This is a genomic window from Streptomyces sp. NPDC002537 (assembly GCF_053594975.1).
Window position 1 is genome coordinate 1 of record NZ_JBSFWT010000057.1, and the last position, 13399, is coordinate 13399.

13 protein-coding genes are annotated in these 13399 nt (G+C 73.7%); 5 read left to right on the forward strand and 8 right to left on the reverse strand.

The window, feature by feature from the left end; translation table 11 throughout:
- Positions 1 to 185: 185 nt before the first annotated feature.
- The 5 genes from ACWD4A_RS23725 to ACWD4A_RS23745 all read right to left on the reverse strand — a co-directional run bounded on the left by ACWD4A_RS23725 (position 186) and on the right by ACWD4A_RS23745 (position 5232).
- Positions 186 to 1694 (reverse strand): glycosyltransferase family 39 protein, encoded by a 1509-nt coding sequence (locus ACWD4A_RS23725; RefSeq protein WP_451197011.1) that lies wholly within the window; start codon positions 1692 to 1694, stop codon positions 186 to 188.
- 180 nt (positions 1695 to 1874) lie between these two features.
- The gene (locus ACWD4A_RS23730; RefSeq protein ID WP_451197013.1) at positions 1875 to 2225 is read right to left on the reverse strand and encodes a VOC family protein; all 351 of its coding nucleotides are present in this window, start codon (positions 2223 to 2225) and stop codon (positions 1875 to 1877) included.
- Between the two features lie 74 nt (positions 2226 to 2299).
- The gene (locus ACWD4A_RS23735; RefSeq protein WP_451197014.1) at positions 2300 to 3223 is read right to left on the reverse strand and encodes a ricin-type beta-trefoil lectin domain protein; all 924 of its coding nucleotides are present in this window, start codon (positions 3221 to 3223) and stop codon (positions 2300 to 2302) included.
- A gap of 169 nt (positions 3224 to 3392) precedes the next feature.
- Positions 3393 to 4205 carry a class I SAM-dependent methyltransferase gene (locus tag ACWD4A_RS23740; RefSeq protein ID WP_451197015.1) on the reverse strand — a complete coding sequence of 271 codons (813 nt, stop codon included), beginning with the start codon at positions 4203 to 4205 and terminating at the stop codon, positions 3393 to 3395.
- Positions 4206 to 4359: 154 nt separating this feature from the next.
- Complete coding sequence (locus ACWD4A_RS23745) at positions 4360 to 5232, reverse strand: isocitrate lyase/PEP mutase family protein (protein WP_451197017.1); 873 nt, start codon at positions 5230 to 5232, stop codon at positions 4360 to 4362.
- A 487-nt stretch (positions 5233 to 5719) separates the two neighbouring features.
- On the opposite strand from ACWD4A_RS23745, the gene ACWD4A_RS23750 reads away from it, so the two are divergent.
- On the forward strand, positions 5720 to 6292 hold the full coding sequence (locus ACWD4A_RS23750; RefSeq protein ID WP_451197018.1) for a TIGR03086 family metal-binding protein: 573 nt from the start codon (positions 5720 to 5722) through the stop codon (positions 6290 to 6292).
- Positions 6293 to 6327: 35 nt separating this feature from the next.
- Here the strand turns inward: ACWD4A_RS23750 and ACWD4A_RS23755 are convergent, their stop codons facing one another.
- Positions 6328 to 8154 carry a thiamine pyrophosphate-requiring protein gene (locus ACWD4A_RS23755; RefSeq protein WP_451197020.1) on the reverse strand — a complete coding sequence of 609 codons (1827 nt, stop codon included), beginning with the start codon at positions 8152 to 8154 and terminating at the stop codon, positions 6328 to 6330.
- A gap of 219 nt (positions 8155 to 8373) precedes the next feature.
- Between ACWD4A_RS23755 and ACWD4A_RS23760 the strand changes: the two genes are divergently transcribed.
- Genes ACWD4A_RS23760 through ACWD4A_RS23770 form a run of 3 tightly spaced genes read left to right on the forward strand, consistent with a single transcriptional unit; the run spans position 8374 to position 10815 of the window.
- Positions 8374 to 9582, forward strand: a complete 1209-nt coding sequence (locus tag ACWD4A_RS23760) for an aminotransferase class I/II-fold pyridoxal phosphate-dependent enzyme (RefSeq protein ID WP_451197021.1) — start codon at positions 8374 to 8376, stop codon at positions 9580 to 9582.
- Between the two features lie 10 nt (positions 9583 to 9592).
- Complete coding sequence (locus ACWD4A_RS23765; protein WP_451197022.1) at positions 9593 to 9769, forward strand: hypothetical protein; 177 nt, start codon at positions 9593 to 9595, stop codon at positions 9767 to 9769.
- Complete coding sequence (locus ACWD4A_RS23770; protein ID WP_451197023.1) at positions 9766 to 10815, forward strand: MBL fold metallo-hydrolase; 1050 nt, start codon at positions 9766 to 9768, stop codon at positions 10813 to 10815. The genes ACWD4A_RS23765 and ACWD4A_RS23770 overlap by 4 nt, the downstream gene beginning before the upstream one ends.
- Positions 10816 to 10938: 123 nt before the next feature.
- Here the strand turns inward: ACWD4A_RS23770 and ACWD4A_RS23775 are convergent, their stop codons facing one another.
- Complete coding sequence (locus ACWD4A_RS23775; RefSeq protein ID WP_451197025.1) at positions 10939 to 11463, reverse strand: GNAT family N-acetyltransferase; 525 nt, start codon at positions 11461 to 11463, stop codon at positions 10939 to 10941.
- Positions 11464 to 11677: 214 nt separating this feature from the next.
- Here ACWD4A_RS23775 and ACWD4A_RS23780 point away from each other — a divergent pair, with 214 nt between their 5' ends.
- Entirely contained in the window at positions 11678 to 13060 is a 1383-nt protein-coding gene (locus ACWD4A_RS23780) for an amino acid permease (RefSeq protein ID WP_451197026.1), read from the forward strand.
- Here the strand turns inward: ACWD4A_RS23780 and ACWD4A_RS23785 are convergent.
- Positions 13050 to 13184: an SDR family oxidoreductase gene (locus tag ACWD4A_RS23785; RefSeq protein WP_451197027.1), complete on the reverse strand. Its 135-nt coding sequence runs from the start codon at positions 13182 to 13184 to the stop codon at positions 13050 to 13052. The genes ACWD4A_RS23780 and ACWD4A_RS23785 overlap by 11 nt on opposite strands.
- Positions 13185 to 13399 lie beyond the last annotated feature (215 nt).

The following is a 13399-nucleotide window of genomic DNA, read 5'->3' on the forward strand; positions in this document are numbered from 1 at the left end:
GGCTGATTTTGCTGGCGTAGTCCGCAACCTGCGGTCCGCAAGCCTGCGGGCCGCAGGACAAAGAACCACGGTCCGCACATCCAGCCCGTCCGGCGTTTGAGGACAACGCGGCGAAGCCGTGTTGCGGGGCCCGGGGCGCAGCCCCGCAGCCAGGGGATCGGGGAAACACGGGTCCGGGGCGAGAGTCACCGGACCCGCTCGTACGCGGTGACCCGCCGCCCGTTCCGCACGCTGTCCGACACCACCGCGAAGTGGTTCCGCAACACCCGCCGCTTCGTCACCTCCCGCACCGGCCCCTCCCGTGCGGTCAGCGCTCCCGAGTCGCCGACCACCACGATCCGTGCCATGGCGAGCATCGCCGCGCGGATCTCGTCCGGCGTGCCCTCGTATCCCTTCAACGTGCCCGACGGGGCCGGGAGTTCGACGAGGGCGATGTCCTTCAGGCCGGTGAACGCGGCCGGTGAGACCAGGGCCGTGTCGCGCCGTGCCGCCGGTATGAACAGCACCGCGTCGCCCGGCCGGGCGACCGCCGCGACGCGGTCGGCCGCAGAGAGGACGTCGTCGATCCGGCTGTGCGGGCCGCGCAGGTGGAGCTCGGCGGGGAGGAGCGCGGCGAAGGCGGCCGCCGTGGCGGCGGCGAGCAGGACCGAGGGCCGTACGGGCCACCGGGCGGCGGCCGTCCGGACGGCCCACCCGGCCACCGGGCCGACGAGGAGGGCCAGCCCGGTCTGGGTGTAGAGGACGTAGCGCGCGAGATAGACGGGTTGGATCAGCGACGCCAGGACGAGGGCGAGCTGCGGGACGGCCAGCAGGGGCAGCGCCACCGAGGCGAGCGGCACGCGCCCCGTGCGCCGGTGCGGAACCTTGGCGCACAGCCAGCCCACGGCGACGACGAGGCCGATGCCCAGGACCGTCGGCCAGGTGAGCGGACGTATCCACGAGACCTGGAAGGACTGGGCCCGGCTGGCCGCGATCAGTGGCGCCGCCCCGCCGACGGCCGCCGCCGCGGCCACGGCCCACCGCCGCAGCGGCACCCGGCCGGGCCGGGCCAGCGCGACGGACACGGCGTGGGCGGGCAGGACCAGCAGCGAGAACCAGTTGAGCAGCGCGGCGACGAGCAGGGTGAGGGCGTACGCGGCCCACCGCCACCCGGGGCCGGGGCGCTCCAGCGCGGTGACCAGGAGCCAGGTGGCGGCCGCGATCCCGGCCGTGACCAGTGCGTACGCCCGGCCCTCCTGCGCGTACTGCTGCACCAGGGGGGAGAGCGCGAAGGCGAGGCCCGCGCCCAGGCCGGCCCAGGGGCCGGCGAGCCGCGCGCCGAGCGCGGCCGTGAACGCGGCGGCCGCGGCCATCGCCAGTACGGACGGCAGCCGCAGCGTGTACAGGCTGTCCCCGAAGACGGCGAAGAGGCCGTGCACGATCACGTAGTAGAGGCCGTGGACGACATCGACCTCGTCCAGCAGGTGCCCTATGTCGGCGAGCGAACGGTGGGCGACCTGCCAGGTCGCGGCCTCGTCGCGCCACATGCTGCGCTGCCGGGTGATCCCCCACAGCCCGAGTGCGGTCAGTACGGCCGCCGGAATGCCGGGTACGAGCCATCGCCGCAGGTCATGGGCGGTCCGCCGGGGGACGGGCGGGGCCGCGGGCCGGGCGTGGCGGGTGGCGGGCAGCCGGGGTGGAGCCAGGGTGTCCAAGGCGTCCGGGCCTCCCTCCATCATGCTTTCACTAAGTGATTAGTGAAAGCATGATGGAGGAGGGGTGCCGCCGCGGTCAACTGAAGATCCACATGCGGAAGCCCCGGCACGGACGGATCCGTGCCGGGGCTCGTGGGCCCTCGTGGAGGGTGGTGCGGAGGACGGTGAGACGGTGAGGGGTCAGCCGGGCTTGCGGTCGACGTATTCGAAGACCAGCCCGTCGGGGTGCCGGGCCACCAGATTGCGTCCGATCGGCGTGGGCACCGGCCCCGCGATGATCTCCGCGCCCACCGCCCGGAGGTCTTCGAGCGACTCGTCGACGTCCGAGACGGCGATGGTGGCCGTGATCTTCCGCAGGATCGACAGCTCCCGCTCCGGGCCGCTCATCAGGAAGAAGCAGCCGACCGCCGCGACCGTGACCCCACCGCGCTGGAAGCGCAGCGCCTCCGCGCCGGTCAGCCGTTCGTAGACGGCGACGGCGGATTCCAGATCGTTGACGCACACCCTTAGCGAAGTCCCCAGAATGTTCATGGGAACAAGGCTAGTTGGCCCCGCAACCGCACGCCGTGCCCTCGCAGGGAAGCCCTCCGCTTCGTCCCCGGGTGTCAGCCCGCGAAGTCCTGGGCCCACCAGTAGTTGCCGTTGACGACGGTGAGACCCACACCGGTGTACTTGAAGTCGCCGAGGATGTTCTGGCGGTGACCCGGCTCGTCGATCCAGGCCTGGACGACCGAACGGGCGTCCTTCCAGAAGCCGGGCGCGCCCGCGGCGTTCTCGGCGACGCCGCCGGCGGGGTGGGTGTAGCCGTACGCCTTCAGCGAGTCGTAGATCTTGCCGAAGGTCCAGTGGCCCTGCTGGCCGCGGCGGGCCTGCTCGTCGGCCTCGTCCTGGGCGGTGTGCGCGAGGGCGGCGTCGTACTGGAGCGCGGGCTTGCCGTTCTGCACGCGGTAGTTGTTGACCAGGTCGAACACCTCGCGCTGGAACTTGCCGGCCTCCTCGACCGGGGGCTGCGTGGAGCCGCCGCCCGAGGGGCGCGTCCACTTCTGGGAGTCGGTGTAGTTACAGGTGTAGATCTGCACCTGGGTGCCGTTGGACGCGTTGCCGCCCGGCACGTCGAGGCACTTGCCCGACTGCGGGTTCACCAGGACGTCGCCCTGGTAGTAGACCCACTTCTGGGCGCCGGAGTCGTTGCAGTCCCACAGCTGGACGGGGGTCCGGTCGGCGGTCCCGCTGGAGGCCACGTCCAGGCACTTGCCGAGCGCCTTCATCGTGCCGCCGACGGTGCCCGGGTTGTCGTTGAACGTCCACTGCTGCGCGCCGGAGCCGTTGCAGTCGTAGATCTGCACGGCGCTGCCGTTGGCCGAGTTCGACGCGCGGACGTCGAGGCACTTGCCGCCGAGGCCGCGGACCGCGCCGGGGCCGCTCTCGGCGGCGCTCGCCGAGGTCGCGGGGAGCACGGCGAGGGCGGCGGCGGCCAGGGCGGCGGCGCCGGATATGCGCAGGGCGTTCTTCATGGTTCTCGTCCTCATCGGTTCAGGGGGCGGTTCAGGGGTGTCCGGTTGGGGGACCGGCTGAAGCCCTCGACGAGGCTAGGAGCGTCCGATCGACAAATCATGAGTGGCCGATGGACGATCCATCACCGGCCATTGACGGCCGTCACCGACCGGCGAGGCCCGATGCGACCGCCCGCCCGCGCGGTCACACCCGGCAGCGGAGCTCCCCGTTCAGGACCGCGAACCACCCGTCCTCGTGGGCGCCCCACTCCCGCCAGGCGGCCGCGATCCGCCGCAGGTCCGCCTCGTCCGCGTGGCCGCCCGCCACCGCGAGCCGCGCGTACGACGACGCGACCGTGCGGTCCGCCCACAGCCCGCTCCACCACGCGCGCTCCTCGGGGGTGGCGTAGCACCAGGCGGACGCGGAGGCGGTGAGCCCGGTCAGTCCCGCCCGGCGCGCCCAGGACAGCAGCCGGCGGCCCGCGTCGGGCTCGCCGCCGCCCGCGCGGGCGACCCGCTGGTAGAGGTCCTGCCAGTCGTCCAGGCCCGGCACCCGCGGGAACCAGGTCATGGCCGCGTAGTCCGCGTCGCGCACCGCGACGACCCCGCCGGGCCTGCAGACGCGGCGCATCTCGCGCAGCGCGCCCACCGGGTCGCCGAGGTGCTGGAGCACCTGATGCGCGTGGACGACGTCGAACGAATCGTCGGGGAAGTCCAGGGCCCGCACGTCGCCGACCGTGAAGTGGACGTTCTCCAGGCCGCGTTCACGGGTGACGGCGCGCGCCCGGCCCAGCACCTCCGCCGCGGTGTCGAGACCCGTGACCCGGCCCCACGGCACGAGCGCGGCGAGGTCCGCGGTGATGGTGCCGGGCCCGCAGCCGATGTCGAGGATCTCCAGATCCGGCGTCAGCTCCGGGAGCAGATAGGCGGCGGAGTTGGCGGCGGTGCGCCAGGCGTGTGAGCGCAGCACGGACTCGTGGTGACCGTGGGTGTAGACGGCGGCGGACCGGTCCGGCATGGGGACTCCCTCGGCGGGCGCCCGCTTCGGGCACGGGCGAGTCCCTCCACCGTACGCAGCTCTCTCGTATGGTGAGAACCCCGTCTCACCATCCGGTCGCCTCGTGTGAAGTGGGCGACCGGGCGGGCCGGTTGACCGGCCCGCCCGGCGCGCGTCAGCGGACCGTCACCGGGACCTCGGGGAGGTCCGGCCGGTGGTGGCGGCTGATGTTCTTCTCCAGCAGGGCCAGGCACTCCGCGACGCCGACGCTGTCCGCCGTGAACTCCGGCAGCCTGCCCTCGGCCTCCTTCAGGCCGGTCAGCGCCCGGTCCATCGCCGTCTGCGCGGCGAACAGGCACGGGGTGCTGTAGATCGCCACGTCCACACCGAGCCCGCCGAGTTCCGGCAGCGACAGCCGAGGCGACTTGCCGCCCGCGATCTGGTTGAACAGCAGCGGTTTGTCCCCGATGACCTCGCGGACCTTGCGTATCCAGTCGACGCTGCGCACGCCGTCGACGAGGACGACGTCCGCGTCCGTCGCCGCGAGGGCCTTCGCGCGGCGCAGGATCTCCGCCTCCTCCGTGGCATCGGTGCGGGCGACGACGACGAGGTCGCGGCGGGATGCGAGGACCATGTCGAGCTTGTCCAGGTACTCCTCCAGAGGCAGCACCTGTTTGCCGTCCACGTGTCCGCAGCGGCGCGGCCGTTTCTGGTCCTCCAGGATCACCCCGGAGGCGCCGATGGCCTCCAGGTGCTGGACGACGTGGCAGGCCGTCTCCGGGTCGACGTAGCCGTCGTCGATGTCCACGAGCAGGTGCTGGGCGGGGAAGGCCAGCCGCAGCCGCTGGACGAAGCCGACGAGGTCCGGCCAGGCGATGAAGCCGATGTCCGGCAGGCCGTAGTGGGACGCGGCGAAACCGAAGCCGGAGACGAACATGCCGTCGTAGTGCTGGGCCGCCGCCGAGGCGGAGAACATGTCGAAGACACCGATCAGCGGCGTCGTTCCGTCTTCCGCGATGGCCGCACGTAGCCGATTGGGGTGGTTCACGGTACCCTCCGAACGTTGGGTTGCGTCGACGCGTCGCCCCGGCGAATGCCTGCTGAAGCCGTAGCCGGGACCAACGCGTCACGGGACACATCTGGGATGCACAGCAAGGACAGGGCCGGGACTCACGCTGGCGGGCGTGGTGTCCCGGCCTTTGTCCGTGCGCGATTCGTGTGCGATTCGTGTGCGGGGCTGGGGTGTTCGGGCGGTGCGTCTGTCTTCCGGCGCCTTCTGGACGTTAGTCAAGGAATGGTCATGCGGCAATGTTGGCAAAGTAAAAAAGAGTTTGCCGCGATGCTTTTGAGACGCCCACCGCAACTCCCTGGATTCTCCCTCGCGTTCACCGGCGAACGGCCGTGCCGCCCGCCAGCTCGCGGCATTCCGCACCACGGGTAAGGCTGCCCTCAGTGGTCACCTGCGGAGGCGCCGTCCACAATGGCGCGTTCCCCCCACCTCGCCGCCACCCGGGTCCGCGCCGACAATGGGTTGCATGACCCCCCGTACGCTGCTCACCCGGCACGGCGAGGCCCTCGACCTGTTCAGCGACCGCGTGCACGCCGTCCGACCCCGCCAGTGGGACGCGCCCACGCCCTGCACCGAGTGGACCGTCCGGGACCTCGTGAACCACCTCACCGCCGAACAGCTGTGGGTGCCCGCGCTGCTGGACGGGGCGACCGTCAAGGACGTCGGCGACTCCTTCGACGGGGACGTCCTCGGCGACGACCCGGCCGCCGCCTGGGACGCCGCCGCCACCGCGGCCCGCGAGGCGTTCGCCGCGCCCGGCGCCCTGAAACGGACCGTGCACCTCTCCTACGGCCCCACCTCCGCCGACGCCTATGCCGCGCAGATGACGGCGGACGCCGTCGTGCACGCCTGGGACCTGTCCCGCGCGATCGGCGCCGACGAACACCTCCCCAAAGCACTCGTGGACTTCACCCGCCGCGAGGTGGAGCCCTACGCCGGATCCCTCTCCGGAACCGGCCTGTTCGCCGCCCCCGTCGAGCCGCCCCCCGGAGCCGACGCCTGCACCAGGCTGCTGTCCCTGCTCGGACGTCAGGTCTGAGACGGCAGGTCTGAGGCACCAGATCTGACGCTCGATCAACTCTCGTCCTCGCGCGCCGACTTGCCGTGCTGCCGCTTCGGTCCGCCCGGCAGGAAGTCCTGCACCTTCGCCTTGAGGCCCTGCCGCACCATCCCCGCCCGGTCCGCGTCGCCCTTGAGCACCGCCGCCGCCGTGCCCTCCAGCTGGGCCCAGTCCGCGTGCGGTGGGATCGGCGGCACCGCCGGGTCGGTCAGGAACTCCACCACCGCCGGCCCCTCCGCCGCCAGCGCCTGCCGCCACGCCCCCTCGACGTGCTCGGGCTTCTCCACCCGGATGCCGGTCAGTCCGATCGAGCGCCCGAACCCCGCGTACGACACATCGGGCAACTGCTGCGACGGCAGGAACTGCGGGGAACCGCTCATCGCCCGCATCTCCCAGGTCACCTGATTGAGGTCGTGGTTGTTCCACACCCCGATGACCAGCCGCGGATCGTCCCACTGCGCGTGGTACTTGGCGGCCGTGATCAGCTCGGCCATGCCGTTCATCTGCATCGCGCCGTCCCCGACCAGCGCCACCACCGGCCGGTTGGGGTGCGCGAACTTCGCGCCGATCGCGTACGGCACCCCGCAGCCCATCGTGGCGAGCGTCCCCGACAGCGACCCCCGCATCGTGCCCCGCATCCTGATGTGCCGCGCGTACCAGTTGGCGACCGAACCGGAGTCGGAGGTGAGGATCGCGTTGTCCGGCAGCAGCGGCGACAGTGCCCGCGCCACGTACTCCGGGTTCACCGGCTCCGCCGGGACCCCGGCGCGCCGCGCCATCACCTCGTCCCAGCGCCGCACCCCGGCGGCCACCTCCTCCTGCCAGTCGCGCGCCTCCTTGCGGCGCAGCAGCGGCAGCAGCCGCTGGAGGGTCAGGCGCGCGTCGCCGATCAGATTGACCTCGTACGGATAACGCATGCCGATCATGTGCGGGTCGATGTCGATCTGCACCGCGCGGGCCTGCCCGTACTCCGGCAGGAACTGCGCGTACGGGAAGCTGGAGCCGATCGTCAGCAGGGTGTCGCAGTCCCGCATCAACTCGTACGAGGGCCGGGTGCCCAGCAGCCCCACCGCCCCCGTCACATACGGGAGTTCATCGCTCAGCGCGTCCTTGCCCAGCAGCGCCTTGGCCACCCCGGCGCCGAGCACGTCGGCGACTTCCTCCGTCTCGGACCGGGCGCCCGCCGCGCCCTGCCCGACCAGGATCGCCACCTTCTCGCCGGAGTTGAGCACCTCCGCCGCCCGGTGCAGCGACTCCTCCGACGGCACCGCCTGCCAGCCGCTGCGGTCCAGGCTGGACGGCACCATCTTGAAGGCGTGCGTCGGCGGCGCGTAGTCGAGGTCCTGGACGTCGCCGGGGATGATGACGGCCGTCGGCGCGCGGCGCGCGTAGGCGATGCGGATGGCCCGGTCGAGGACGTTCGGCAGCTGCTCGGGGACGTTCACCGTCTCCAGGTAGTCGGACGCCACGTCCTTGAACAGCGAGTGCAGGTCCACCTCCTGCTGGTACGAGCCGCCCATCGCCGACCGGTGGGTCTGCCCGACGATGGCCACCACCGGCACATGGTCGAGCTTCGCGTCGTAGAGCCCGTTGAGCAGATGGATCGCGCCCGGCCCGGACGTCGCCGCGCACACCCCCAGCCGGCCGCTGAACTTCGCGTAACCGACCGCCTCCAGGGCCGACATCTCCTCGTGCCGCGACTGGATGAAGCGGGGCTGGTTGTCCGCCCGCTCCCAGGCGGCCAGCAGCCCGTTGATCCCGTCGCCCGGATAGCCGAAGACCTGCTCCACGTCCCACGCGCGCAACCTCGTCAGAATGAAGTCGGCCACTTTCTGACTCATGGGGTTCCCACCTGGATTCTCGGGTGCGGGGCGTCCGCCGGTGCCGGACGGGTAACCGGCCCGCGCCCCGCCGAAACCCCGGCCGCCCCGCCGTGCCCGTACGGCCCACCGCCCGCCCGGAAGGCCCCCCTCACCCCGTCGCAGCACGTGTCGGCCCGCCGTAGCCCCCGCGATCTGCCAAGGTAAGCGGCAAAGCACCGGACGACGCGGAGGTCACGGATGCAGGCGAGCCTTCCGGCGCTCCCGGCCGTCACCGCACCGGAGCGCGGACTGCCCGTACTGCCGGAGCTCGCCGCCCACCTCGCGGCGGCCGCCGCGCGCAGCGCCCCGGAACCCGTCGGCGGCAGCCCCGAGCTGCGCGCCGCCGCCTGCGGCTACTGGGCGCGGCGCGGCCTGCCGACCGGGCCGGAGCAGGTCGTCGCCGCCCCCGGCGGCCCCCCGCTGCTGCTCGCCCTGCTCGCCGCGGCGGGCGGCGACGTCCTGCTCACCCGCCCCTGCGCCGCCTGGTATGCGCCGCTCGCCCGGCTCGCCGGGCGCCCCGCCTTCCATGTGCCCGTGCCCGCCGAGTGCGGCGGCGTCCCCGACCCGTTCGCCCTGCTGGAGACCGTGCGCCGGATCCGCGCCGAGGGCGGCAGGCCGCGGGTGCTGGTGCTGTCCGCGGCCGACGACCCGACCGGCACCCTCGCGCCGCCCGAGCTGCTGCACGAGGTCTGCGAGGCCGCGGTCGCCGAACGGATGACGGTCATCAGCGACGAGACCTGGCGCGACACCCGCCACCACTCCGGCGGCACCGTGTTCCTCGGGCCCGCCGAGATGTGGCCCGAGCACGTCGTCGTCCTCACCGACCTGGCCGGGGCGCTCACCCCCGCCGCGTGGCCCGCCGCCGTCGCCCGCTTTCCCGTCGGCGGCCGCGGCCCCGTCCTGCGGGCCCGGGTCGCCTCCGCGCTCGCCGCCGTCCGCGCCGAACTCCCGCCCCCCGTCGCCGCGGCCGCCGTCCACGCCCTCGCCGAGCCCGAGCCGGTACGCGCCAGAATCGCCGCCGCCGCACGGCTCTACGGCACCCTCGCCGCCGCCGCCCGGGAACGGCTCGCCGCCGCCGGGGTGCTCAGCAGGCCCCCGCAGACCGGCCCCTATCTCTACGCCGACCTCGGCGAGCTCCGCACCGCCCTCGCCGCCCGCGCCATCACCGACTCCGTCGAACTGGAGGCCCACCTCAGTACCGCGCTGGGCCGCCCCGTCCCCGGCGGGCACCGCTTCGGCGACGCCCCCGACGAGCTCCGCGTCCGGCTGTCCACCCCGCCGCTGCTCGGCGCCACCGACGCCGAGCGGCAGCGCGCCCTCGACGCGGCCGACCCCCTCGCCGTGCCCGGTGTCCGCGCCGCACTGACCGAATTCGGCTCGGTCTTCGGCGCGCTCGCCGACGGCTGACCTACCGTCGATGCCGACCGTGCGCACCGTGGCCGCGCCGGGCTCCGCGTCCGGGCCCCGGCCGTACGCCCCCGGCGGCCCCGGCACCCGGGCCGTCGCCGCCCACCCGCAGCCCGATCTCCCCGCAGGCCCCGGCAAGGCCACGCGCACCACCCAGGTTCCCCACCGAATGGAGCCCTCTCGATGACCGAACAGACCGAGCGCTCCCTCGCAGAGCCCGTCGCCCCCCTCGACCGGACCCGCGCGCTCCCGCGGCCCCGCCCGCTCGGCGAGCACCGCCTGTGGCCCCGGTCGTTCGCCGACCGCCTCACCGCGCCGCTGCCCGGCGTCCGCGCCCTCGCCCGGCTTGCCCGCGAGGGCAGCCTCCGGCCGGCCGCCGCCGCGCTCCGGGAGGTCCCCGCCCTGCCCGTCGAGCTCGGTCCGCTGCCCGCCGTCGCCGCCACGGCCACCGCCGTCACCTGGGCCGGGCACGCCAGCTGGGTGCTGAACATCGGCGGCCTCACGGTGCTCACCGACCCCGTCTGGTCCCGGAAGATCCTCGGCACGCCCGCCCGGCTCACCCCGGTCGGCGTCCGCTGGGAGGACCTCCCGCCCGTCGACGCGGTCCTCATCAGCCACAACCACTACGACCACCTCGACGCGCCCACCCTCAAGCGGCTGCCCCGCGGCACCCCGCTGCTCCTCCCCGCGGGGCTGGCCCGCTGGGCGCGCCGCCGCCGCTTCACCGCGGTCACCGAGCTCGACTGGTGGGAGGCGGTGGAACTGCCCGGCCCGGCGGGCCCCGTCCGCTGCGACTTCGTCCCCGCCCACCACTGGAGCAAGCGCGGCGTCACCGACACCTGCCGCTCCCTGTGGGGCGGCTGGGTGCTCACCGCGCCCGGCGGGCAGCGCGTCTACTTCGCCGGGGACACGGGCTACGGCCACTGGTTCGAGGCCATCGGCCGCCGCTACGACGGCATCGACCTCGCGCTGCTGCCCATCGGCGCGTACGACCCGCGCTGGATGCTGGGCCCGGTCCACACGGACCCGGAGGAGGCGGTGCGCGCCTGCGGCGACCTCGGCGCGCGGGTGATGGCCCCGATGCACTGGTCGACGTTCGTCCTCTCCGCGGAGCCGCCCCTCGAACCGCTGCACCGCGTCCGCGCGGCCTGGGAGGCGACGGGCAGACGCCGCGAGGACCTGTGGGACCTGCCGATCGGCGGCAGCAGAGTGCTGTCGTCCGGCACCGGCTGACGGAGGACGGGCCCCGCGCCCCGTAAGAAGGGGCGCGGGAAGCGCCGATCCGCGGCTCCGCCGCGTGGGCGCGACCAGCCGCCGACGGCCCGCAGCCGGAGGACCGCACTTCCGGCGGAGCGCTCAGGGCCGGGCCTCCAGGACGTGGACGCACAGGGGCAGCCCGTGCGCCGGATCGACCGTCTCGCGCTCCCGTCGCATCCCCAGCTTCCGCATGATCTGTTCGGGGGCGTCGTGGCCGACCCGGTGCACGCCCACCACCCGGGCCAGCCCCCGGTCGCGCAGCGCGAAGTGCAGCACGGACCGCGCCGCCTCGGTCGCGAGGCCCCGGTCCCAGAAGGGCCGCCCCAGCCGCCAGCAGAGCTCCACGGCGGGCAGCACCTCGGGCAGCTGGCGCGCCATGGTCAGCCCCGCGAAGCCGGCGAGCCGTCCCGTCTCCCGCACCTCGACCGCGAACAGCCCCAGTCCCCGTTCCTCCCACTCCCGCTCCCACGTGGCGATCTCCGCCGCCGTCTGCTCCCGGTCCCGCACGGAGCCGTCCGCGACCCAGCGCATCACCTCCGGATCGGCGTGGAAGGCCGCCATCGGCTCCAGGTCGTCCTCGCGCCAGCGGCGCAGCGTCAGTCGGGGCGTACGAAGGGAGGTCATGGCGGCATCCTGCCCAGCGGCCGGGGCCCGGATGCCGGATGCGGCGGTGGGTGGACGAATCACGGTGCGGGGGGCCCGCCGCAGCACCTTTTGCGGTCCGCGGGGCCGCCCTGCGGGACAAAAATCGCGGATTTTGCGGAGGTCGGCGGTGCGGTCACCATGTGCTGTCGCACAGATCCGCGACCTGCCCGCAGGACGAGAGGCGCACCACCTCATGCACGACACCGACGGCACGAACAACCGCCGTTTCGGCCTACCAACCGCTGTCGCCCTGGTGATGGGAAACATCATCGGCGGCGGTATCTTCCTGCTGCCCGCGTCGGTCGCACCGTTCGGCACGGTCAGCCTGCTCGCGTTCGGCGTCCTCACGATCGGCGCGATCGCCCTGGCCCTGGTCTTCGGGCGGCTCGCCGAGCGCCATCCGCGCACCGGCGGACCGTATGTCTACGCGCGTGCGGCCTTCGGTGACTTCGCCGGGTTCCTGTCCGCGTGGTCGTACTGGACGATGACCTGGGTCAGCAACGCCGCCCTGGCCGTCGCCGGTGTCGGCTACTTCCACGTGCTCACCGGAGGCACCTCCTCCAAGGGCACGGACCTGGCCGTGGCCCTGGCCGCGCTCTGGCTCCCGGCGCTGGCGAACCTCGCCGGCACGCGCTGGGTGGGCGCGATCCAGCTGGTCTCCACCGTGCTGAAGTTCGTCCCGATGCTGTTCGTCGCGGTCGTGGGCCTCTTCTACTTCGACCCTGCGAACCTCGGTGCCTTCACCGAGGGCGGCGGCGACTGGGTGGGCGGCCTGACCGCGTCGGCCGCGATCCTGCTCTACAGCTACGTGGGCGTGGAGTCCGCCGCCATGAGCGCGGGCGAGGTCCGCGACCCGGAGCGCAACGTCGGCCGCGCGAGCGTGCTCGGCACCATCGGCGCGGCCGTGGTCTACCTCCTGGGCACGCTGTCCGTGTTCGGCACAGTCCCGCACGACAAGCTCGTGAAGTCCACCGCGCCCTTCTCGGACGCCGTGAACGCGATGTTCGGCGGCACCTGGGGCGGCACGCTGATCGCGGCCGCCGCGGTGATCTCGATCATGGGTGCGCTCAACGGCTGGACGCTGATGAGCGCGCAGGCCCCGTACGCGGCGGCGAAGGACGGCCTCTTCCCGGCGGCCTTCGGCAGGAAGCGGCGCGGGGTGCCCACGGTGGGCGTGCTGGCCGCCGCCGTGCTGGCCTCGCTGCTGACCCTCGTCAACTACACCCTCGGCGAGGGCGGAGTCTTCGAGATCCTGGTCCTGATCACCACCTTCTCCGCGACCGTGCCGTATCTGCTGGCCGCGGCCGCGCAGGTGTACTTCCTGCTGACGGGGCAGCGGGACAAGGTCCGCACGGGCCGGCTGGCGCGCGACATGGTGCTCGCCCTCGGCGCGTTCGCCTTCTCCTTCTGGCTGGTGGCCGGCGCCGGTTACGCGGCGATCTACCAGGGCGTGCTGTTCCTGTTCGCGGGCATCCTCGCCTACGTGTGGATCGCGGCCCGCCGCCCCGCCTCCGGTGCCGCGCCGGAAGCCGCCGAGCCGGTCCCCGCGCCGGTCGCGGAGGCCGTCAGGCCGTGACACCGCCGTCGAGGACGAGGCCGGCACCCACGGTGAAGCCGGCCTCGTCCGAGGCGAGATGGAGAACCGCGGCCGCGATCCCCTCCGGGTGGCCCGCGCGGCCCGCCGGGACCTCGCGCCGCATTCGCTCCGCCTCCCGTCGGCGGTGACCGCGAGGGCCCGGCCCGGCCGTCGCAGGCGGCCCCCTCGGCGAAGCGCCGCACCACCGCCCGCCCGCCCGGCGGGCAACCCGCGGCAGTTCCTCCGCGATGCGCGACCGCTCCGCTCCCCGTAGCGCTCCAGGGCCGACTGCACGGTCGGTCAAGGACGGCCGAGCGGTACGCTGGTGCTCCCCGGTCG